The sequence below is a fragment of the Streptomyces viridosporus genome (genome assembly GCF_002078235.1).
In the GTDB taxonomy this organism is placed as follows: Bacteria; Actinomycetota; Actinomycetes; order Streptomycetales; family Streptomycetaceae; genus Streptomyces; species Streptomyces viridosporus.
In genome coordinates this window covers 25,899-47,174 of the sequence record NZ_MSGP01000126.1, presented here as the reverse complement: position 1 = coordinate 47,174, position 21,276 = coordinate 25,899, and the positions used below count along the sequence as shown (strand labels likewise).

At 69.9% G+C, this 21,276-nt stretch carries 18 protein-coding genes and 2 pseudogenes; 7 read left to right on the top strand and 13 right to left on the bottom strand.

Annotated features, from left to right (window positions below):
• Positions 1–51 precede the first annotated feature (51 nt).
• The 7 genes from topA to bldG form a co-directional block, all read right to left on the bottom strand.
• Entirely contained in the window at positions 52–2,886 is a 2,835-nt protein-coding gene (topA, locus tag B7L92_RS09715) for a type I DNA topoisomerase (protein ID WP_081237032.1), read from the bottom strand.
• Positions 2,887–3,131: 245 nt separating this feature from the next.
• The gene (locus B7L92_RS09710; protein WP_004985157.1) at positions 3,132–3,329 is read right to left on the bottom strand and encodes a hypothetical protein; all 198 of its coding nucleotides are present in this window, start codon (positions 3,327–3,329) and stop codon (positions 3,132–3,134) included.
• A gap of 363 nt (positions 3,330–3,692) precedes the next feature.
• The gene (locus tag B7L92_RS09705; RefSeq protein WP_081237031.1) at positions 3,693–5,213 is read right to left on the bottom strand and encodes a DUF7059 domain-containing protein; all 1,521 of its coding nucleotides are present in this window, start codon (positions 5,211–5,213) and stop codon (positions 3,693–3,695) included.
• A gap of 65 nt (positions 5,214–5,278) precedes the next feature.
• Complete coding sequence (locus tag B7L92_RS09700) at positions 5,279–5,869, bottom strand: small secreted protein (protein ID WP_081237030.1); 591 nt, start codon at positions 5,867–5,869, stop codon at positions 5,279–5,281.
• 190 nt (positions 5,870–6,059) lie between these two features.
• Positions 6,060–8,465 (bottom strand): sodium-translocating pyrophosphatase, encoded by a 2,406-nt coding sequence (locus B7L92_RS09695; RefSeq protein ID WP_081237028.1) that lies wholly within the window; start codon positions 8,463–8,465, stop codon positions 6,060–6,062.
• 323 nt (positions 8,466–8,788) lie between these two features.
• Complete coding sequence (locus tag B7L92_RS09690; protein WP_081237026.1) at positions 8,789–9,220, bottom strand: ATP-binding protein; 432 nt, start codon at positions 9,218–9,220, stop codon at positions 8,789–8,791.
• 112 nt (positions 9,221–9,332) lie between these two features.
• Positions 9,333–9,674: an anti-sigma factor antagonist BldG gene (gene bldG, locus B7L92_RS09685; RefSeq protein ID WP_003991900.1), complete on the bottom strand. Its 342-nt coding sequence runs from the start codon at positions 9,672–9,674 to the stop codon at positions 9,333–9,335.
• Positions 9,675–9,753: 79 nt separating this feature from the next.
• Between bldG and B7L92_RS09680 the strand changes: the two genes are divergently transcribed.
• Entirely contained in the window at positions 9,754–12,414 is a 2,661-nt protein-coding gene (locus B7L92_RS09680) for a DEAD/DEAH box helicase (protein WP_255310843.1), read from the top strand.
• Between the two features lie 40 nt (positions 12,415–12,454).
• Here the strand turns inward: B7L92_RS09680 and B7L92_RS09675 are convergent.
• The 6 genes and pseudogenes from B7L92_RS09675 to B7L92_RS40605 form a co-directional block, all read right to left on the bottom strand.
• Positions 12,455–12,760, bottom strand: a pseudogene (locus tag B7L92_RS09675) (Rv3654c family TadE-like protein); the annotation flags it as partial.
• The gene (locus B7L92_RS09670; RefSeq protein ID WP_081237025.1) at positions 12,757–13,143 is read right to left on the bottom strand and encodes a TadE family type IV pilus minor pilin; all 387 of its coding nucleotides are present in this window, start codon (positions 13,141–13,143) and stop codon (positions 12,757–12,759) included. The pseudogene B7L92_RS09675 and the gene B7L92_RS09670, both read right to left, overlap by 4 nt.
• Positions 13,130–13,339 (bottom strand): DUF4244 domain-containing protein, encoded by a 210-nt coding sequence (locus B7L92_RS09665; protein WP_081237024.1) that lies wholly within the window; start codon positions 13,337–13,339, stop codon positions 13,130–13,132. Before B7L92_RS09665 ends, B7L92_RS09670 begins: the two co-directional genes overlap by 14 nt.
• A gap of 93 nt (positions 13,340–13,432) precedes the next feature.
• Complete coding sequence (locus B7L92_RS09660) at positions 13,433–14,224, bottom strand: type II secretion system F family protein (RefSeq protein WP_081237022.1); 792 nt, start codon at positions 14,222–14,224, stop codon at positions 13,433–13,435.
• Positions 14,221–15,105, bottom strand: a complete 885-nt coding sequence (locus B7L92_RS09655) for a type II secretion system F family protein (RefSeq protein ID WP_081237021.1) — start codon at positions 15,103–15,105, stop codon at positions 14,221–14,223. The genes B7L92_RS09660 and B7L92_RS09655 overlap by 4 nt, the downstream gene beginning before the upstream one ends.
• Positions 15,102–15,320 (bottom strand): annotated as a pseudogene (locus B7L92_RS40605) (TadA family conjugal transfer-associated ATPase); the annotation flags it as partial. The pseudogene B7L92_RS40605 and the gene B7L92_RS09655, both read right to left, overlap by 4 nt.
• Before the next feature lie 25 nt (positions 15,321–15,345).
• Between B7L92_RS40605 and B7L92_RS09650 the strand changes: the two are divergent.
• The 6 genes from B7L92_RS09650 (at position 15,346) to B7L92_RS09625 (ending at position 21,061) form a co-directional block, all read left to right on the top strand.
• A complete protein-coding gene (locus tag B7L92_RS09650) occupies positions 15,346–16,788 on the top strand; it encodes a recombinase family protein (RefSeq protein ID WP_159461019.1) in 1,443 nt (480 codons plus the stop codon).
• 94 nt (positions 16,789–16,882) lie between these two features.
• Complete coding sequence (locus B7L92_RS09645; protein WP_081237018.1) at positions 16,883–17,071, top strand: hypothetical protein; 189 nt, start codon at positions 16,883–16,885, stop codon at positions 17,069–17,071.
• Between the two features lie 716 nt (positions 17,072–17,787).
• Positions 17,788–18,012, top strand: a complete 225-nt coding sequence (locus tag B7L92_RS09640; RefSeq protein ID WP_081237017.1) for a hypothetical protein — start codon at positions 17,788–17,790, stop codon at positions 18,010–18,012.
• Entirely contained in the window at positions 18,009–19,466 is a 1,458-nt protein-coding gene (locus B7L92_RS09635; protein ID WP_159461018.1) for a DNA primase family protein, read from the top strand. The genes B7L92_RS09640 and B7L92_RS09635 overlap by 4 nt, the downstream gene beginning before the upstream one ends.
• A 532-nt stretch (positions 19,467–19,998) precedes the next feature.
• Complete coding sequence (locus B7L92_RS09630; protein ID WP_143626277.1) at positions 19,999–20,277, top strand: hypothetical protein; 279 nt, start codon at positions 19,999–20,001, stop codon at positions 20,275–20,277.
• Between the two features lie 22 nt (positions 20,278–20,299).
• The gene (locus B7L92_RS09625) at positions 20,300–21,061 is read left to right on the top strand and encodes a hypothetical protein (protein WP_081237013.1); all 762 of its coding nucleotides are present in this window, start codon (positions 20,300–20,302) and stop codon (positions 21,059–21,061) included.
• Positions 21,062–21,276 lie beyond the last annotated feature (215 nt).

The following is a 21,276-nucleotide window of genomic DNA, read 5'->3' as shown; positions in this document are numbered from 1 at the left end:
GAACCCGGGGCGAGGATCCTCCCCGGGTGACGGACGGGTTCCGGGGAGGTGTCAGTCCTCCGCGCCGCTCGGGGCGGTCGCCCTCCCGGCGGCCGTCTTCTTCGCCGCGGTCGCCTTCTTCGCGGTCGTCGTCTTCTTCGCCGCGGTCTTCTTGGCGGCCGCCGTCTTCTTCGCCGGGGCCTTCTTGGCCGCCGCCTTCTTGGTGGTGGCCTTCTTCGCGGTCTTCTTGGCGGGGCCCTTGGCGCGCTTCTCGGCGAGCAGCTCGAACCCGCGTTCCGGCGTGATCGCCTCGACGCTGTCGCCGGAGCGCAGGGTCGCGTTGGTCTCGCCGTCGGTGACGTACGGACCGAAGCGGCCGTCCTTCACCACGACCGGCCTGCCGCTGACCGGGTCCTCGCCCAGCTCCTTCAGCGGCGGCTTGGCGGCCGCCCGGCCCCGCTGCTTGGGCTGGGCGTAGATCGCCAGCGCCTCCTCCAGCGTGATCGTGAAGAGCTGGTCCTCGGACTGCAGCGACCGCGAGTCGGTGCCCTTCTTCAGGTACGGCCCGTAGCGGCCGTTCTGGGCGGTGATCTCCTGGCCCTCGGCGTCGGTGCCGACCACGCGCGGCAGCGACATCAGCCGCAGCGCGTCCTCGAGGGTCACCGTGTCCAGGGACATCGACTTGAAGAGGGAGGCCGTGCGCGGCTTGACCGCGTTCTTGCCGGTCTTCGGGGTGCCCTCGGGGAGGATCTCCGTGACGTACGGGCCGTAGCGGCCGTCCTTGGCGACGATCGTGTGACCGGTCGCCGGGTCGGTGCCCAGCTCGAAGTCGCCGCTCGGCTTGGCGAGCAGTTCCTCGGCGAGCTCGACGGTCAGCTCGTCGGGCGCCAGGTCGGTCGGGATGTCGGCGCGCTGGTGCCGCTCGCTGTCCTTCTCGCCGCGCTCGATGTACGGGCCGTAGCGCCCGACCCGCAGCACGATGTCGTTGCCCACCGGGAACGACGACACCTCGCGCGCGTCGATCGCGCCCAGGTCGGTCACCAGCTCCTTGAGGCCGCCGAGGTGGTCCCCGTCGCCGTTGCCCGCCTCGGCCGCGCCGCCGTTGTGCGTGCCCTCGCCGAAGTAGAACCGCTTCAGCCACGGCACGGCCTGCGCCTCGCCGCGCGCGATGCGGTCGAGGTCGTCCTCCATCCTGGCGGTGAAGTCGTAGTCGACGAGCCGGCCGAAGTGCTTCTCCAGCAGGTTGACCACGGCGAAGGAGAGGAAGGACGGCACCAGGGCCGTGCCCTTCTTGAACACGTAGCCGCGGTCGAGGATCGTGCCGATGATCGACGCGTACGTCGACGGGCGGCCGATCTCGCGCTCCTCCAGCTCCTTGACCAGCGACGCCTCGGTGTAGCGGGCCGGGGGCTTGGTGGCGTGGCCGTCGGCCGTGATCTCCTCGGCGACGAGGGCGTCGCCCTCGGCGACCTGCGGCAGCCGGCGCTCGCGGTCGTCGAGCTCGGCGTTCGGGTCGTCGGCGCCCTCGACGTAGGCCTTCAGGAAGCCGTGGAAGGTGATCGTCTTGCCGGACGCGCTGAACTCGACGTCCCGTCCGTCGGCCGCCGTGCCGCCGATCTTCACGGTGACGGAGTTGCCGGTCGCGTCCTTCATCTGCGAGGCGACGGTCCGCTTCCAGATCAGCTCGTACAGCCTGAACTGGTCGCCGGTCAGACCGGTCTCGGCGGGCGTGCGGAAGCGGTCGCCCGAGGGACGGATCGCCTCGTGCGCCTCCTGCGCGTTCTTGACCTTGCCCGCGTAGGTGCGCGGCTGCGGGGGCAGGTAGTCGGAACCGTACAACTGCGTGACCTGGGCGCGGGCGGCGGAGATCGCCGTCTCGCTCAGCGTCGTCGAGTCCGTACGCATGTAGGTGATGTAGCCGTTCTCGTACAGCTTCTGCGCGATCTGCATGGTGGCCTTCGCGCCGAAGCCGAGCTTGCGGCTCGCCTCCTGCTGCAGCGTCGTCGTACGGAACGGGGCGTACGGCGAGCGGCGGTACGGCTTGGACTCGACGGAGCGCACGGCGAACCGCGTGTTCTCCAGGGCGGCGGCCAGCGCGCGGGCGTTCGCCTCGTCGAGGTGGAGGATGGTGGCGCTCTTCGGCTGCCCCAGCGAGTCGAAGTCGCGGCCCTGCGCGACGCGCCGGCCGTCGACCGTCTGCAACCGGGCGACCAGCGACGACGGGTCGGAGGCGTCTCCCGCACGGCCCGTCGCGAAGGTTCCGGTCAGGTCCCAGTACTCGGCGGAGCGGAACGCGATGCGCTCGCGTTCGCGCTCCACCACGAGCCGCGTCGCCACGGACTGGACCCGGCCGGCGGACAGCCGGGGCATGACCTTCTTCCACAGGACCGGCGAGACCTCGTAGCCGTAGAGGCGGTCGAGGATGCGGCGGGTCTCCTGGGCGTCGACCAGCTTCTGGTTGAGCTGGCGCGGGTTGGCCACGGCCTCGCGGATCGCGTCCTTGGTGATCTCGTGGAACACCATCCGCTTGACCGGGATCTTGGGCTTGAGCACTTCCTGGAGGTGCCAGGCGATGGCCTCGCCCTCGCGGTCCTCATCGGTGGCGAGGAAGAGCTCGTCGGACTCCTTCAGCAGGTCCTTCAGCTTCTTGACCTGGGCCCGCTTGTCCGCATTGACCACATAGATCGGCTGGAAGTCATGGTCGACGTCCACACCGAGGCGGCGCACCTCACCGGTGTACTTCTCCGGCACCTCCGCGGCGCCGTTGGGAAGGTCGCGAATGTGCCCGACGCTCGCCTCGACGGTGTATCCGGGGCCGAGATAGCCCTTGATCGTCTTCGCCTTGGCAGGCGACTCGACGATGACGAGTCGGCGGCCGCCCTTCGCGGTCTCGCTGGTCGGGGACAACTTCGCTCTTCTCTCCGGTCGACGCTGGGGCCTCCCCAGGCGGTCCTCCCGGGGTCGGGTCATGGTGACGCTGCGGAGTGTGACGGTACATCCCGCCCCCGTGTCAAACGGGAAAAGTCCGCAACGGCCACTCGAACGGTAACCCGACTACCGCCGTTCCTGCCGCCCGGAGTGTCCAGTCCTGCCCGTGCTTATGCGGAGTGCTGTCTACCGGTTACCCGGGATCGGGGGCGGCCATCCGCTCTTCAGAGGCGGGTGAAGCACCATGCGCCGACCGTCAGGAAGATCACCGCGGCGAGCCCGGCGACGGCTGCCGATGCGACGGGACTCACACCGTGGGCGACGGGGCGGTGCTGCCGTACACGGGTCGCGGTCCACGCCAGCAGCCCGCCCCCGAACAGGCAGAACACCATTCCCGCGAAGATCGCCGGTCCGCTCTCCATGGTCCCGCGAGCCCCTCTTCCCCGTCCGCCGGTGCCGGTCGGGAAGTGACGCTGCCACGCCCGGGCGGCGCGCGGGCGAACCGGAGGTGAACGCGGGGGCGGCGGGTCGGTGGCGAGCCGGGGTCGGCCCGGTCCGGAATCCCGACGACGGGATTCCGGATCGACGTGAAACAACACGGTCGCGGAGCGGATCCGGCCGCCTCACGCCCCCGGCCGACCGTCTCACACCCCCCGGCCGGCCACCTCGCGCTCCTCGGTCGACCGCCTCACGCCCCCGGGCCGGCCACCTCACGCTCCTCAGTCGGCCACCTCACGCCCCTCGGTCGACCACCTCACGCCCCCGGGCCGACCACCTCACGCCCCTCAGTCGACCGGCTCCAGGAATCCCTGCTCCACCAGCAACCGGATCTGTGCGGGCGTGCGGTCCCGGAGCAGCACGGGGTCCTCGCCGAGGAGCTGGGCGATGGCGTCCAGGATGCGGCCCGCGCTCATCGTGCCGTCGCACACCCCCGCGAAGCCCGCGCCGACCGTGTCCATCCTGGTGGCCCGGCGCATCCCGCGGTTCTGACGCAGCACGATGTGCTCCGGGTCCTCGGCGCCGGGCGGCCCGACCTGCTCCTGGACGACCTCCGCGGCCAGCCGGAAGCGCGCCTCGAGCAACGCCGCGTCGTCGTGCGACCGCAGGTGGTCGAGCCGGTCGAAGTGCGCCCGGACCGTCTCGCCGAGCGGTTGCTCCACCGGGTGCGGCCACTCCTCGACCGTGACCGACGGCACGGCGGCGCCGGACCTGCGCAGGGTGATCCAGCCGAAGCCGACCGCCCTCACCTTGCGCGCCTCGAACTCGTCCAGCCACGCGTCGTACCGCGCCCGGTACTCGGCCTCGTCCCCGCGGTGGTCGCCCGCGTCCCGCAGCCACAGCTCGGCGTACTGGGTGACGTCCTGCACCTCGCGCTGCACGATCCAGGCGTCGCACCCCCGCGGCACCCAAGACCTGAGCCTGTCCTGCCAGTCCTCCCCCTCGACGTGCTGCCAGTTGGCGAGGAACTGCGCGAATCCGCCCTCGCTGAGCCGTTCTCCCGCTCCCTGAACGAGCGTGCGGCACAGATCGTCCCCGCCCATCCCGCCGTCGCGGTAGGTGAGCCGCGCGCCCGGCGAGATCACGAAGGGCGGGTTGGACACGATCAGGTCGTACGTCTCGTCGTCCCGGACGGGCGTGAACAGCGACCCCTCGCGCAGCTCGGCGGCCGGGGCGCCGGAGAGGGCCAGGGTGAGCGCGGTGATGTGCAGCGCGCGCGGATTGACGTCGGTGGCCGTCACCCGTGTGGCGTGCCGGGTGGCGTGCAGGGCCTGGATGCCGGAGCCGGTGCCGAGGTCGAGCGCGGAGGAGACGGGCCTGCGGACGGTGATGCCGGCCAGGGTCGTGGACGCCCCGCCGACACCGAGGACGACTCCCTCGTCACGGCTGCCGATGCCCCCGGCGCCGCCGACCGCGCACCCCAGGTCGGAGACGATGAACCAGTCCTCGCCGTCCGGCCCGCCGTACGGCCGCACGTCCACGGTCGCGGCGACCTCGTCCGCGCCGGCCCGCGTCAGCCACCCGCTCTCCAGGCAGGTGTCCACGGGCAGCACGTCCGCCACCCGCGCGCGCGGCACGGGCTGCTGCAACAGGAACAGCCGTACGAGCACCTCCAGCGGCGTGTCCCCGCGGGTGGCCCGGAGGGCGGGCACGGTCTCGCCGCGGGCCAGCGCCGCGTACGCGGGGGCCCCGAGCAGTTCGAGCAGCCCGTCGGCGGTGAAGGAGGCTCCGAGCAGCGCGTCCCGCAGCCGGGCGGCGGCGTCGGGGCGGTCGGACGAGGGCAGGGGCGGCAGGCCGGCGTTACTCACGCCCCCATTGTGACCGCCGCTCCCGGCCCGCGCGTGCCGCGGTCGGGCCGGCCGCCGTGGACGTCTCAGCCCTCCGCGGCCGACGCCGGCGCGGTGGCCGTCTTGCAGCTGGCCTGCCGGGCCATCGCCTCGCCGACCTCGCCCTCCTCCAGTTCGTTGAGGGCGTCGTTGCCGCTCTTGCTCAGCTTGTCCAGCTCGGTGGCGATGCCCTTCAGACCGTCGGCGAACTTCGCCTGGTCCTCGGTGTCGAGGGCGTCGACCTGCTTCTTCAGGGAGGCGTACGACGCGGAGATGCCGTTGAGCTCCTTCACCGCGTTCGTCAGTTTCTGCTCGCCGTTCTCGACGTCCGGCGCCCCGGCCTTGTTCACGGCCGTGCCGATCGCCTTGTAGGCGTCGGACATGTCCTGGAACGCCTTCGAATCGGCCTTCTGGACCTCTTCCGGGGTGCTGTTGTCCGAGGTCTCCTTCTGGATCGCGGCGTTGGCCGCCGCGATCTTCTTGGCCTGCGGCTGCACCGCGTCGCAGACCTCCTTCGCCCAGGCGTCCAGCTTCTCGTTGCCGTCGTCGCTGCTGCATCCCGTCAGCGCCAGTACCAGTACCGCACCGCCGGACAGTGCGGCCGCGAGCTTCTTGTTCACCGGTTTGGTCCCTTCCATGGCTCTCGGCCCCGGAACATACACGCCGGATGGGCGACGCCCACCCGCCGTACGACCGATAAAACACTTTTGAAGCCGTTTGCACCAAGCGAGAGAAGGCTCACGCGCGAGGGCCCCACGAGGGGCGGGCGGACGTCGCGTCAAGACGCGCCGTCCGCCCGCACATTGATCTCGTCCTCTCCGGCGTCCGCTAGGAAACCACCGCCGGATCGGCCGACTTGGGCTCCGGTTCGGAGTCGTCCTCGTCCCCCACGGCGATACCGCGCCGCTTGGACACGTACACCGCGCCGACGATCACCGCCAGCGCGAGGACCGCGATCAGCACCCGCATCCCTACGCTCTTGTCGGCGCCGTAGGAGAACTTGATGACCGCGGGCGCGATGAGCAGCGCCACCAGGTTCATCACCTTCAGCAGGGGGTTGATCGCGGGACCGGCGGTGTCCTTGAAGGGGTCGCCGACGGTGTCGCCGATCACGGTGGCCGCGTGGGCCTCGCTGCCCTTGCCGCCGTGGTGCCCGTCCTCGACGAGTTTCTTCGCGTTGTCCCAGGCACCGCCGGAGTTGGCGAGGAACACCGCCATCAGCGTGCCCGCGCCGATCGCGCCCGCGAGGAACGCGCCCAGGGCCCCGACACCGAGCGTGAACCCGATGAAGATCGGTGCCATCACGGCGAGCAGACCCGGTGTGGCCAGCTCGCGCAGGGCGTCCCTGGTGCAGATGTCGACGACCTTGCCGTACTCCGGCTTCTCGCTGTAGTCCATGATCCCGGGCTTCTCGCGGAACTGCCGCCGCACCTCGAAGACCACCGAACCCGCCGACCGCGACACCGCGTTGATCGCCAGCCCGGAGAACAGGAAGACGACCGCCGCGCCCGCGATCAGACCGACGAGGTTGTTGGGCTGCGAGATGTCCATCATCAGGCTCATCGGCGCGCCCTCACCGCTGAGCCGCTCGCCCACGTCTCTCGCGCCGCTGGTGATGGCGTCCCGGTAGGAGCCGAACAGCGCCGCCGCGGCCAGCACCGCCGTGGCGATGGCGATGCCCTTGGTGATGGCCTTGGTGGTGTTGCCGACCGCGTCCAGGTCGGTGAGCACCTGGGCGCCCGCGCCCTCGACGTCGCCGGACATCTCGGCGATGCCCTGCGCGTTGTCGGAGACCGGCCCGAAGGTGTCCATCGCGACGATCACCCCGACCGTGGTGAGCAGGCCGGTGCCGGCCAGCGCCACCGCGAACAGCGCCAGCATGATCGACGTACCGCCGAGCAGGAACGCCCCGTAGACGCCGAGACCGATCAACAGGGCGGTGTAGACGGCGGATTCGAGACCGATGGAGATACCGGCGAGGACGACGGTGGCCGGGCCGGTGAGGGAGGTCCTGCCGATGTCCTTCACCGGGCGCCGGGTCGTCTCGGTGAAGTAGCCGGTGAGCTGCTGGATGAGGGCGGCGAGCACGATGCCGATGGCCACCGCGACGAGCGCGAGGATCCGCGGATCGCCGTCCTTGCCCTGGATCGCCGCGTCGGTGACGCCGTCGAGGTCGGCGTAGGACGACGGCAGATAGGTGAACACCGCGATCGCGACCAGCGCCAGCGAGATCACCGCGGAGATGAAGAACCCCCGGTTGATCGCGCTCATGCCGCTGCGGTCGGCGCGCCTCGGCGCCACCGCGAAGATGCCGATCATCGCGGTGAGGACGCCGATCGCCGGCACCAGCAGCGGGAAGGCGAGCCCCGCGTCGCCGAACGCCGCCGAGCCCAGGATCAGCGCGGCCACCAGGGTCACGGCGTACGACTCGAAGAGGTCGGCCGCCATGCCCGCGCAGTCGCCGACGTTGTCGCCCACGTTGTCGGCGATGGTCGCGGCATTGCGCGGATCGTCCTCCGGGATGCCCTGCTCGACCTTGCCGACCAGGTCGGCGCCGACGTCGGCGGCCTTGGTGAAGATGCCGCCGCCGACCCTCATGAACATCGCGATCAGCGCGGCCCCGAGTCCGAACCCCTCGAGCACCTTCGGCGCGTCGGCCGCGTACACCAGCACCACGCAGGAGGCGCCCAGCAGGCCGAGGCCGACGGTGAACATGCCGACGACGCCACCCGTGCGAAAAGCGATCTTCATCGCCCTGTGCGATACCGCGGTGAGATCCTTTTCCGGCTCGCCCTCGGCCGGAGTGGCTTCGCGCGCCGCCGCGGCGACCCGCACATTACTGCGCACGGCGAGCCACATGCCGATATAGCCGGTGGCCGCCGAGAACGCCGCTCCGATCAAGAAGAACACCGACCGTCCGGCACGCTGATTCCAGTCGTCCGCGGGCAGCAGCATGAGCAGGAAGAACACGACGACGGCGAATACGCCGAGCGTGCGCAGCTGACGGGCCAGATAGGCGTTCGCGCCCTCCTGGACCGCTGCCGCGATCTCCTTCATGCCGTCGGTGCCCTCGTCGGCCGCGAGCACCTGGCGCACCAGGACTCCCGCGACTACCAGCGCCGCCAGTGCCACGACGCCGATGACCACCACGAGCAGGCGGTTGTCGTCGGTCAGCACGGCGGCTGCGAGGGATGTGGGTTGACCCGACTCATATGCGATGGAAAGCCCCGCCATTCGTCCTCCTTGACGCTTGGGCTGAGCTCAAGATGTGGACGGGATTGTAGGTACCGGAACCTGATCAAAACAGAGCGCGTGAAATGTAAATGTCCTGCACTCACCCTTCACCCGATGATCGCCGGATGGCCGGGAAGCCGAATCGGTAATGCTTTTGATGCATTCACGCGGTCGTACTTTCCGTGGCGCGATTGATCGTGAATGAATTCACTCGATCAAGCGCACGTGACCACTGTAAGCGCGGGCATCGACAGCCGCACACGACGAAGGGCCCCACGGGTGGGGCCCTTCGTCGGGAAGAAGCGCTGTTCGGGTGAGCCGGCTCAGGCCGGGAGGGTGACCGGCGGCGTGAGGGGCCACCTCATGCGGATCGATCCGCCGTTCTCCCCGGCACTCACTTCCACGTCGTCGACGAGGCCGCTGATGACCGCGAGGCCCATCTCGTCCTCCTCGATCTCGACGTCCGCGTCGCCGGGCCCGTCACCGGGCCCGCCGGGGACCGCATGGGGTGCCTCGTCGCCGACCTCGATGGAGAACTGCTTCTCCTCCTCGATCAGCAGCACCTTCACGGGTGCCGGGATTCCGCCGTTCTGGTGCAGTCCCACGGCCCGTGTGCACGCCTCACCGACCGCGAGCCTGACCTCGTCGAGGACGGCCTCGTCCACTCCGGCCCTGCGCGCCACCGCCGCCGCCACGAGCCGGGCGGTCCTGACGTGCTCGGGCAACGCGCTGAAGCGGAGCTCGACGGTGGCCATGCATCCCCCTCGCAGGTACGGGCGTGCTGTGGAGGGGCCGGGCCGCCGAAGAGCCCGGCCTCCCCTCGTGCTTCATTTCTGCTGCCCGGGCACGCCGGCCCGGGACCGGTGATCAGTCGGTGGCCGCCACCGCTTCCTCGACCGAGGTGTGAATCGGGAACACCTTGGTGAGGCCGGTGATACGGAAGATCTTGAGAATGCGCTCCTGGTTGCAGACCAGGCGCAACGAGCCCTCATGGGCACGGACGCGCTTCAGGCCGCCGACCAGTACGCCGAGACCGGTGGAGTCGAGGAAGTCCACACCTTCCATGTCGACGACAAGGTGGAAACTGCCGTCGTTCACCAGCTCGACCAGCTGCTCGCGCAGCTTGGGCGCGGTATATACGTCGATTTCGCCACCGACCCTGACGATCGTGCGATCGCCCATGGTCTCGGTCGACAGGGACAGGTCCACGGATCCTCCAGCACCTAGCTATCGAGCGGTCGCCCTTGGGGCATCTCGGCTCAGCCCCCGGGACGGTTCGCCAGCCGCGATGGCATTCAATCACTTACCGGCAGGCGTGCACGACGCCTTGGCCCCATTGTCCGTCACGCCGGTGACACACTCGGTGCCGATGGCCAAGAATCACCGATCCGATCGATCCCCGACGGACACCGCGTCCGGCCCCGCTCCGGGCACGGTCCTGGACCGGCTCGCGTCCGGACCGGGCCGGGCTTCGCGCATCACTCATACGGAGCACTTGCCCCCGCGCGCGGGCCGCCATGCCGTCTGGCCGGACCGGATCCGTACGGAGGTCGTCGCCGCCGTGCGGGCCGCGGGCATCGACCACCCCTGGGCCCACCAGGCACGCGCCGCCGAACACGCCCTGGACGGCGAGTCGGTCGTGGTCGCCACCGGCACGGCCTCCGGCAAGTCCCTGGCGTACCTCGCGCCGGTCCTGTCGGCGCTCCTGGACGGCTCCGAGGCCCCGAACGGCCGTGGCGCGACCGCCCTCTACCTCGCCCCCACCAAGGCCCTCGCGGCGGACCAGTGCCGGTCCGTGAAGGAACTTTCACATCCGCTGGGCCATTCGGTGCGCGCGGCGGTCTACGACGGCGACACCCCGTTCGAGGAACGCGAGTGGATCCGCCAGTACGCCAATTACGTGCTGACCAACCCGGACATGCTGCACCGGGGCGTCCTGCCGTCCCACCCCCGCTGGTCCTCCTTCCTCAAGGCGCTGAAGTACGTCGTCGTCGACGAGTGCCACACCTACCGGGGCGTCTTCGGCTCGCACGTCGCCCAGGTGCTGCGCCGACTGCGCCGGCTGTGCGCCCGCTACGGGGCCTCGCCGGTGTTCCTGCTGGCCTCCGCGACCGCCGCCGAGCCCGCGGTCGCCGCCCGCCGGCTCACCGGCCTGCCGGTGGTCGAGGTCGCCGACGACGCCTCGCCGCGCGGTGAACTGGTGTTCGCCCTCTGGGAGCCGCCCCTGACCGAGCTGCACGGCGAGAGGGGCGCGCCCGTCCGCCGCACCGCCACCGCCGAGGCCGCCGACCTGCTGACCGACCTCACCGTGCAGGGCGTCCGCTCGGTCGCCTTCGTGCGCTCCCGGCGCGGCGCCGAGCTGATCTCCGTGATCGCCCAGGAACGCCTCGCCGAGGTCGACCGCTCACTGGTCCGGCGGGTCGCGGCGTACCGGGGCGGCTATCTCCCCGAGGAGCGCCGCGCCCTGGAACGGGCCCTGCACTCCGGCGAACTCCTCGGCCTGGCCGCGACCAACGCGCTGGAGCTCGGCGTGGACGTCTCCGGCCTGGACGCGGTGGTGCTCGCCGGATACCCGGGCACCCGGGCCTCCCTGTGGCAGCAGGCCGGCCGCGCGGGACGGTCCGGGCAGGGCGCCCTCGCCGTCCTGGTCGCCCGCGACGACCCGCTGGACACCTTCCTCGTCCACCACCCCGAGGCCCTGTTCGACCAGCCCGTGGAGTCCACCGTCCTCGACCCGGACAACCCCTACGTGCTCGCCCCGCACCTGTGCGCGGCCGCCGAGGAACTGCCCCTGACGGACGAGGACCTCGACCTGTTCGGCCCGGCCGCCGAGGGACTCCTCCCGCAGCTGGAGGCCGCGAAGCTGCTCCGCCGCCGGACCAGGGCCTGGCACTGGACCCGCCGGGAGCGGGCCGCCGACCTCACCGACATCCGCGGGGAGGGCGGCCGGCCGGTCCAGGTCGTCGAGTCCGGCACCGGCAGGCTGCTCGGCACGGTCGACGCGGGCGCCGCCCACGCGAGCGTCCACGAAGGCGCGGTCCACCTGCACCAGGGCCGCACGTACCTCGTCCGGTCCCTCGACCTGGAGGACTCCGTCGCCCTGGTCGAGCAGGCGAACCCGACGTACACGACGGTCGCCCGGGACACGACGTCGATCTCCGTGCTGGAGACGGACACCGAGGTCCCATGGGGCGCCGGCCGCCTGTGCTACGGCTCCGTGGAGGTCACCAACCAAGTGGTCTCCTTCCTGCGCCGGCGTGTCATCACCGGTGAGGTGCTGGGCGAGACGAAGCTCGACCTCCCTCCCCGCACGCTGCGCACCCGCGCGGTGTGGTGGACGGTCACCGAGGACCAGTTGGACCGGGCCCGGATCAATCCGGAGATCCTCGGCGGTGCCCTGCACGCCGCGGAGCACGCGTCGATCGGCATGCTGCCGCTCTTCGCGACCTGCGACCGCTGGGACATCGGCGGCGTCTCGATCCCCCTCCACCCCGACACGCGGCTGCCCACCGTCTTCGTCTACGACGGCCACCCGGGCGGCGCGGGCTTCGCGGAGCGCGCCTTCCACACCGCCCGCGCCTGGCTCACCGCCACCCGCCAGGCCATCGCCTCCTGCGAGTGCGAGGCCGGCTGCCCCTCCTGCATCCAGTCCCCCAAGTGCGGCAACGGCAACGACCCCCTGCACAAACGGGGCGCGGTACGGCTGCTCACGGTGCTGCTGGAGGGGGCGCCGGACGGGGCGGGGCCCGCGACGGCTCCGGGACCGGCGTCAGAGGCGGGCCGGACTCAGGGCCGGGACCGGGGCCCGGAGACGGGATCGGCTCCTGAACGGACGCCGGGGCCGGGGCAGGACCGGGCCCCGGGGCTTGGACCGGGGCCGGGTGCGGGTCCTGGTCCGGAGCCGGGTCCGGGTATTCCGCCTGGCCCGGAGGTCCCGCCCGTGCCCTGACCTCCGCCGTGAACGGACCCCGGCCCGACGCCACCGACACGTCCGAGACCTCGCCGTCGACCGCGCACCGCACGAGCCGCGTGCCCTGTGCCCGGGCCACCCGGTCCGCCCGGGCACAGGCGGCCGTACCGCCCCGCGTCCAGTGGTCCGCCGCCGCGAGCGCCGCGAGGTCCGCGCCCCCGGCCGCGCGGTGCCGGACCACCACCGCGTGCCCGAGGGCCAGGACGACGCCGAAGACGACACACAGCACGGCGATCGCCCCGACGCTCCAGACGGTCGCGGAACCCCGGTCGGCGACGCCCCGGCCGGGGGCCCCGGGCCGTCGCACCCGGTGGGCGGTGCTCATGCTCCTGCTCCCGCCGTCTCCTCCGCCGCCCCCGCCGTCTCCTCCACCGCCGCCACGGCCTCCTCCCGGACGTCGAAGGGCAGCCCGTCCAGCAGCGGGGGCCTGGCCACGACGACCACCCGGACGTGCCCGGCCTCCCTGCGCACCGTGACCTCCGCGCCGGACGGTGCCGCCTCCCGGGTCACCTCGGTGACCGCGTCGGGCGGATCCTGCCGGGCCGCCGCGCGGGCGCCCGTGCGTGCCGCGTCCACGCACCGGATCTGTGCCGCCACCACCAGCAGCCCGTAGACCAGTGCCGTCGCGAACACCACCAGCACGGGCAGCACCACGGCCGACTCCGCCGTCACGAACCCCCGGTCCCGGCCCCGCTCACATCCGGCCATCGAGTGCCTGCTGCACGATGTTGCGCAGGGCCGTGCCGACCGGCCCGCTCGTGACCACCTTGTAGAGCACCACGGCGAACGCCACCGCCGCCACGATCCCCATCGCGTACTCGGAGGTCACCATCCCCGCGTCCCTCCGCACCGCACGCGCCTTGCACACCAGGGCACGCAGCCGTGCCCGTACCGCCTGATACATCACAACCCCCATGAGGAAAGGTCCTGTCGGAACACCATGTGAAACACCACTCGTCTGTGCGGCCCGCTCACCGGCCGCCCGGTCGCTCCCCCGTCAGGCACCTCCTCCCAGCACCCCGCCCGCGAGCCCGATCACCACGGGCAGCACACCGACCGCGACGAACGCGGGGAGGAAGCACAGCCCCACCGGCGCGCTGACCATGACGGCCGCCCGCCGGGCCCGTGCCGTCGCCGCGCGGGCCCACTCCGCGCGGGCCTCGGCGGCGAGCCGGGCCACGGGGGTGGACAGGGGAAGCCCGGACACGTCGGCCCGTTCCAGCAGCCGGGCCAGAGCCGCGGCGCCCGGCACCGAGGCCAGCCGCTGCCACGCCGCATCCGGTTCACCCCCGAGCCGCACCTCCGCCGCGCCCCGCGCCAGGGCCTCCCCGACCGGTCCGCCCAGGGCCTCTCCGACGGCCTGTGCGGCCGTCACCGGACCGGCGCCCGCCGCGATGCAGGCGGAGAGCAGGTCGGCGGCGAGGGGCAGTTGACGCGCCGCCCCGGCCGCGAGGCGCGCCCGCTCGCGCGCCTGCGGACCGTCCGCCGACCGCCGCCGTCGCCACCGCCACAGTCCGGCCGCGGCGATCAGCCCCGCGGCGGCCCCGGCGAGACCGCCCACCAGCACCCATCCGGCACACGCCACGCCGGCGTGCGGCAGCCAGACCCGCGCGGCGTCCGGCACCGTGAGGCGCGGGGCGGCCACCGCCCGCTCCAGGGCCAGCACCTCGGTCAGTCGCCGCCGCACCCGCCGCTCGTGTCGCCTCCGGTGCCACCACCACGCCGGCCACGCCAGCGCCGAGACCACCCCCACCACTGCCCCCAGCCTGTGGACGGCGTCCCCGCTCACCCCGCCACCTCCTCGGCGCCCCGCATGATCCGCAGCGCCCACCACAGCCCCAGTCCCTCCAGCACCCCGCCGGCCGCCAGACAGCCCAGCCCCGACGGTGTGTGCAGCAGGATCCGCAACGGGTCGGCGCCGAGGGCCGCGCCGAGCGCGAGGCCCACCGCCGGGAGCCCGGCGAGCATCACCGCCGTGGCGCGGGCACCGGCCAACTGGGCGCGCAGGTCGGCACGCCGGTCGCGTTCGGCCCGCAGCGCCGCTTCCAGCCGGTCGAGTCCGTCCGCGAGCCCGGCGCCCTGGTCCACCGCCACCCGCCAGCAGGCGGCGAGCCCGCGCAGCCCCTCGGCGCCCGGCTGCGCCGCCGCCGCGAGTGCCTCCGGAACGTCCCCGCCGAAGCGCGCCGCCGCCAGCACGGCCGCCTGGGCGTCACCGAGCCCGCCGGAGTCCCGCACGGCGGTCAGCAGCGCCGCACCGGGTTGCCGCCCCGCACGCACCTCCCCGGCGAGCGCACCGCACAACGCGATCACCGCGTCCTCCCGGCTCTCGCGCACCCGGCGCTCCCGGGCGGCCAGTCGCACCCGCCGCAGCAGGGGCACCCCGGCCGCCCCCGCGACGACGGGCAGCACCGACGACCCCAGCACCGCCAGCACCACCCCGGCGGCCGACGACCACCACTCCGCGTGCAACCGCCCGCGGATCCGCCGCCACTCGCGGGTCGCGCGGGACCATCCCGGCGGCCCGTCCCCGGCCACCGCCCCGCCGACCAGCAGCGCTCGCGCCCGCCGGACCCCGGCCCGTCCACCGCCCCACAGCCAGGCCGCGATCCCCATGCACGCCGCGGCCGCGCCCGCCGACATCCCGGCCGGCATCCCGAACGTCCCGTTCATCCCCCGGCCCTCTCCCGTGGTCCGCTGCCGCGGTCCGTGGTCCGCAGCAGTCCCCGCAGCCGCTCCCACCCCCGCTCGTACGCGAAGGCCTCCGGGCCCCACCGCAGCGCCGGCACCGTCCGGACCAGACCCGACGGGTCCCGTTCCAGCACGTGCACCTCCGCGATCCGCCGCCGCCCTGTCCGGTCGCGCACGAGGTGCAGCACCACCGAGAGGTCCGAGGTGCGCTATAAATCACCTGTGAAGAAAAACCGAGCAAGCCTCTACGTGCGGCTCAGCCGCCAGGCCGCAGACACGAACCTGTCCCTTGATGGCATGACCGCTGACTTGCGCGAACTGTGCCAGCGCGAGGGACTGACCGAAGTTGCGTTGCACGTCGATGACGGACTGTCCGGCGGTTTCCGTGACCGTCCCGCATTCCTCAACTGGATAGCGGACGCTCGCACCGGGCGGGCCGATGTCCTGCTGACGTGGCACGTTGACCGGTTGACCCGCGAGGGTCTGAATGTCGCCGCGCAACTTCTCGATGTGGTCGAAGGTAAGGACCAGAATACGGGCCGCCTTATCAGCCGTCCGGTTCGTCTACTCGACGTCAAGGGACTGGACAGCGATCACGGCGAGACGTTCCGAATGCGGTTCGTGCTACAGGCCGAGATTGCCCGCGCCGAACGTGAGCGCATGCGGGAACGCAGCAAGGCAGCACACAGGCGACTGGCGCAAGCTGGCCGGTACCGGGGTGGCTTCACTCCGTACGGCTACAAGGCAGTACCGTCCGAGGACGGTAAGGGTAAGACGCTGGTTATCGAGCCGCGAGAGGCCGAGGCAATCCGTGAATGCGTGGACCGCGTACTCAGCGGGCACACGTTGGGCCGCGTAGCCCGATGGCTGAATGATCAGGGTTACAAGCCGAGGCGCACGGAGGAATGGACCCGTAGGGGACTCCTGCACGTCCTCACGGGTGACGCGATTCTCGGCCGAGTGTCGCGCGCCGGTAAGCCTGTCCGGGACGCTGACGGGGAAATCCTCGCCCCGTTCCCGGCCATCGTCACCGAGGCGGAAAGCGCAGCGCTGAAAGCCGCGTGCAACCCGGCCGGAAAGCGCACAACGCCTATGGGCCGTCAGCCGTCCCGCCTGCTGTCTGGTCTGCTGACGTGCTTTAGCTGTGGGGCAACTCTGACTGTCGTTCGGCGCAACGGCCGGACAGCCGCTTACCGTTGCATGTCCCGAGGCGTGGGGAAGACGTGCGCTGCGGCTGTCAGCGTGGGGGCAAAGGTCATTGAGGACCACATCACGGAGCGATACCTGAGCGCTGTGGGTAACCGGCGCATGATGCGCGATCACGTCATCACCGAGGGCGTAGACGAACTGGCAGCGGTGGACGCCGAGATTGCCGACGTGATGGCACAGGTTGCCACGCGTGCAACTCCCGCACTGTTCGAGCGACTTACGGCGCTGCAAACCAAGCGGGAGGAAATCGAGAGCACGCCGCCGCAGCAGCGAACGGTGACCGTGGACACTGGCCTAACGGTCGCGCAGTGGTGGGAGGACGCGCATATTGATGACCGGCGGGATGCGCTGGCCGAGGCATTCGCGGTGCTGGAGGTGAGTCCCGGCAAGCCCGGTAGCCGCATCTTCAATCCGGCGCGGCTACAGGTTGAGTGGAACGAACAGCCCGACGTCTGACAGCCTTACAGGGGCCCGGTGGGACAACTCCTGCCGGGCCCCGAGCATTTAGAGTTAGCGGTGCCGCTGAAAGCGGAGATACCAGGGAGAGAACGTGAGCAATTTTCAGGCCGGTTACGTGGCCGGGGTAGAGGCGACGGCGGTAGTCGTCGCAACGCTGGAGGCAAGCGGGAAGACTCCGGAGGAGATAGCGGCGGGCATAGCCGAACTGGCCCGCCGACTGCGGGAGGAATACGACCGGGAGGGCACCATCACAACGGGCATCACCCCGGACGCCCTGTAAGCCTCTCTGACAGCCTCTTGGCCCCGTCTGGTCTCTCTGGCCGGGCGGGGCCCTTTGCTGTCCGCAGACGGCCACACAGCGGCTCTCACGGCCATGCCAGCGCCGAGGGCACAACGACCCCGAGGGAGGCCACACACGGCCGTCTGAGCGCCGTTCGCTGTTGCGCTGGCCAATCCCTCGACCCGCCCCCGGAACGGCCGCCAGAGGGTCGCCTAAAGGGCTGTAACCGAATGACCACCTAGAGTTACATAAGGCACTCGCCGGCTGAAATCTGACGGTATTTCAGAAACCGAGTAACGGGGCCATAACAACCCTGTCGGCAATGTCCGGTCCGCCGCCATTACGGTTTACCAACTCACTCTCTGTATCCCGAGGGAAGCGAGTGGCGTTCGCGCAACCGACGTCCAATGCGCTAGCGCGCTCGCTGTCCCTCCCATGGAGTCTTTACCGACTCACTCTCTGCACCTTGTAGGCACCCCGCCAAGGGTGCTTTTTCTTTGGCCCAATTTTGGATCGATCCAACGGAGACCAATCATGCACACGCCTAAGTGCACATGCGGTAATCCGCTCCCGCCGTACTGCGGTACCGGGACTCGCCCGAAGTATTGCAGTCGCTCATGTCGCAGCCGCGCTTACTACCAGCGCAAGACCTACGGCACCACCCGATAACCACACCTCAACGTTGAGGTGTGCTCACCCGAGGAGGAACCCAAGAAATGACCGAGGCAGAAAAGCAGCGGACCCGCGTAGACGCGCTGATCGTATGGGTTGAGGAACGGCTAGAACTCCTCAACGACTACGGCCCCGGCGCGCTGGCGAACGATCAACTCATCTTCCCCGACCCGCACCGGACGGCCGACGCTCCCGAAAGCAAGCCGCGCCGTAACCTCGCCGCCCGCAATGCCGCCGCCGCCCTAGCATTCCTGGAGAACGACAAGTGACCACGTTTAACGCCGAATACTGGACCCGACAGCGCGAACTACTAAGCATCGACCCCGAGGTTAGGCATGTGAACTTTGCGCGGTTCGTTGCCGACCAGTGCGGGCACGAATTGCGGCACGTTCAGCACGTCGGTTGGTACCGCTGGAATGGCCGTACCTGGGAAGCAACCGGCGACGACGGGGCCGCTATGCAGGCGATCACCGACGCAGCGCGAACCCTTATGCGGCACGGGGCCGACAATCCGGCCGACATGAATTGGGCCGCCGCTGCGGCTAACAAGATGCTGGTTAATTTCCAGCGCCGCGCCATGGTTGCCGAAATGGCCGTCCTCCCGCAGCTCAGTGCAACCGTCGATGATCTCGACACAGCGCGGCACCTGCTGACGTTCCGGAATGGCACCGTGGATCTCCGCACCGGAGAACTACGGCCGCATAATCCGGCCGACATGCTGACGCAGTGCGCCAATGTCGATTACGTGCCCGATGCTGAGTGCCCGCGCTGGGATCGGTTCGTTGAGGAAATCTTCCCCGGTGACGTCGAACTACAGCGGTATTACCAGACCTTCCTAGGCATGGCGATTACCGGCGAGGTGCGGGAACACGCCCTCGGCGTTTGGTACGGGGAACACGGCCGGAACGGCAAGGGCACCACCATTCGCACCATGCAAAAGGTGTTCGGGCATGACGTAGTCCATGAGGTGCCGTTCACCGTGTTTGAGAACGTGCGCGGGCAGGCTGTCCACACCGAGCAAATCGCAGCGCTGCGCGGTAAGCGGCTCGTCGTCGCGCAGGAAGGCAACCAGGGTGTGCCGATGAATACGGCGCTACTCAAGAACCTATCCGGCGGGGACCGAATCAGCACCCGGCACCTGCACGGAAAGGTGTTCTCTTTCGATCCGACATTTACCATCGTGCTCGCAACCAACTACCTACCGGAATTCGGTTCGGGTGGTGCTGCGCTGTGGGCCCGCACTAAGGCCGTTCTGTTCGGGCAGTCTTTCGCGGACCGGCGCGACCCGGACCTAGAGCCGACGATTCAGGGGCCGGAGCGTGAGGGCGTGGCTGCATGGGTCGTGCGTGGTGCTGTTCGGTACTACAGCGAGGGACTACGCGACCCGCTTAGCGTCATCGCTGCGACCGAGCATCACAAGGAAGAGGTGGACCCGCTAAAGCCTCTCGTCGGTGAGGTTTTCGATTACGACGACAACAGCGAAGTGAAGCGGTCCGACTTCAACCGCGAGTTGAAGGAATGGCGCGAGGATAACGGCGACAAGTCCGCCAAGTATTCCCCGAGCAACGTCAAGAACCACCTAAAGACGAACGGCGTAACCGAGGTGCAGCGCAAGGGCAAGGGTTGGATGTACCGGGGAATTTACCTACTGTCCGACCCGCCCGCGCACATCGTCACGCCCGAGCCGTTCGGCCCCGGAATTCTCGACCAGACGCAGCGCTGACAGCGGGAAGGGCCGTTTAACGGAAGGGCGGTCACAGGAAAGTTGTTACCTGTACCTAGCTCCCATATACGTATGGGGAGAAGGTACAGGTAACAAGAAAACTGTTACCCACTCTCATGCTTTCGCGGCCTTTCCGCTGACCCCTCGCCGGCTCGGTACCGGTCCAGTAACGAATGCCGGTAGGCGTGCGCTATTCCGGACCTTTCGGCGTTTCGTCTTTACCAACACACTCTCTGTATCGTGACGGCGTTCTGCGTTCGTCCTCTCGGGATATCTGGGTGTCCTCCTCGGTCAGCGTGGACCGGTCGTGCTCTCCTCGGCCGGTCCTTCGCTGGTCACCCTTAAACGTTGAGGTGTGGCCCCGGTTCCCCCTTTGCGGCTGTTCCCCGCAATCCCCCTAATTCTTCGGTGAGTTGTGATGTCACGCGCGCTATGCGGCGGACCCCTCACCGATCGGGCCCCTGCCCGCTGTTGGTCTGGAACAGAGACCACGGCGAGTAGGGGCCCTTTTTGCGTTCCTGGAGGAAACCCCATGACTTCACATGACATGACGACACCGGGGGACGGTTCAACCTCCCGGCTCAATAGCGCGCGAATGCAGCAGGGTTCGACCGAGAATGCCGATCGACTCATTACCGAGCGTCGGGCCGAATCCCCCGCTGTTAGCCACAACGACATGATGGCTGAGCACTACGCCGAGCGGAACGCAGCGCGAGAGGCCGAGCGCGCCGACGTCGAGCCACCGGCCGATTTCGACGCCGAGGAACTAGCCGCCCGCATCTTCAACCGCATTCACGCCCCCTGGCTTTAAGCACACCCGAGGAGTAACCCAAATGCCCACCCCGGAAGACCTAATCACCCCGAACCACGATTTCATGATGCGCAATAAGCGTCATGGGACCCTAGCACCGAAGGTTGCCGAGGACCGGTGGCAGGCACTACAGACCGTTGTGCGGGAAATGGACCGGCTATCGGATCTCTACTATCAGCGCGCCGAGGCGGCCGAGGACGTGCGGCTAGAGGCTCGGGCCGCACATGCCCGCGCTGCGTCCACCGGTAAGGCTGCACCGGCCGGGACCGCCGTAAAGGTGATGGAGGCGGAACTAGCCGTAGACGGCACGCTGTCCGCATTCCGCGCCATGCTGCCCCGGCTGGTCACCGCCCGTAAGGCATATGACGCGCTATTCAGCGACCGCGCGTTTATCGAGCAGTACCGACAGGCGCTCATCCCGGAATTCCTAAAGCGGCGTGAAACGGTGCTGTCGGCATTCGCTGAGCTAGAGGCGAACGTGCCCGCGCTGGCCGAGCTATACAACCTCCTAGGCGTTTACACGCTGCGGGATCTCCTAGGCGAGAACCACACGCGCTACATGCCCTCTAACCACGGCTGGAGTGCTCCCGCGCTGGCCGAAGCGCTGAGCGTCATTCGCCGGCTTGTGGACGACCCGAGCGGCATTCGAGCGGGCACCCTGCTAGCCGAGGATCTAGACACCATTGAGGCCGAGCTACCGGCGCTGGCCGAGGCGCGCGAGGAAGAGGCATTCGAGGAGAACCAGCGCGGCAAGATGCAGCTACGGCGCGCGAACCCCTGGTGACTTGAATTGAGGCGGGGTCGGTATGGGACCACCGGCCCCGTTCTCTCGCTGTCCTGGAACTGTGCTGACGCACGTTGCATTCGCTGTGGATTCGGCTTGCCATTCACGCTCCGTGACAGCGCTGAGTGTCACTGAGAGTGGCCAAAGGGGTGGGGGGTGACCCCCGAACGGCCCTCTGCCGGACCGCAAGCGTATAGCAGCTCTCCCTGTCCGTC

Bases quoted from the DNA above. Each gene is read 5' to 3' on its own strand.
- B7L92_RS09710 (WP_004985157.1), bottom strand. From the start codon at position 3,329: ATGGAGAGCGGACCGGCGATCTTCGCGGGAATGGTGTTCTGCCTGTTC.
- B7L92_RS09700 (WP_081237030.1), bottom strand. From the start codon at position 5,869: ATGGAAGGGACCAAACCGGTGAACAAGAAGCTCGCGGCCGCACTGTCC.
- B7L92_RS09695 (WP_081237028.1), bottom strand. From the start codon at position 8,465: ATGGCGGGGCTTTCCATCGCATATGAGTCGGGTCAACCCACATCCCTC.
- B7L92_RS09690 (WP_081237026.1), bottom strand. From the start codon at position 9,220: ATGGCCACCGTCGAGCTCCGCTTCAGCGCGTTGCCCGAGCACGTCAGG.
- B7L92_RS09680 (WP_255310843.1), top strand. From the start codon at position 9,754: ATGGCATTCAATCACTTACCGGCAGGCGTGCACGACGCCTTGGCCCCA.
- B7L92_RS09670 (WP_081237025.1), bottom strand. From the start codon at position 13,143: ATGGCCGGATGTGAGCGGGGCCGGGACCGGGGGTTCGTGACGGCGGAG.
- B7L92_RS09665 (WP_081237024.1), bottom strand. From the start codon at position 13,339: ATGTATCAGGCGGTACGGGCACGGCTGCGTGCCCTGGTGTGCAAGGCG.
- B7L92_RS09655 (WP_081237021.1), bottom strand. From the start codon at position 15,105: ATGAACGGGACGTTCGGGATGCCGGCCGGGATGTCGGCGGGCGCGGCC.
- B7L92_RS09640 (WP_081237017.1), top strand. From the start codon at position 17,788: ATGACCGAGGCAGAAAAGCAGCGGACCCGCGTAGACGCGCTGATCGTA.
- B7L92_RS09630 (WP_143626277.1), top strand. From the start codon at position 19,999: ATGACTTCACATGACATGACGACACCGGGGGACGGTTCAACCTCCCGG.
- B7L92_RS09625 (WP_081237013.1), top strand. From the start codon at position 20,300: ATGCCCACCCCGGAAGACCTAATCACCCCGAACCACGATTTCATGATG.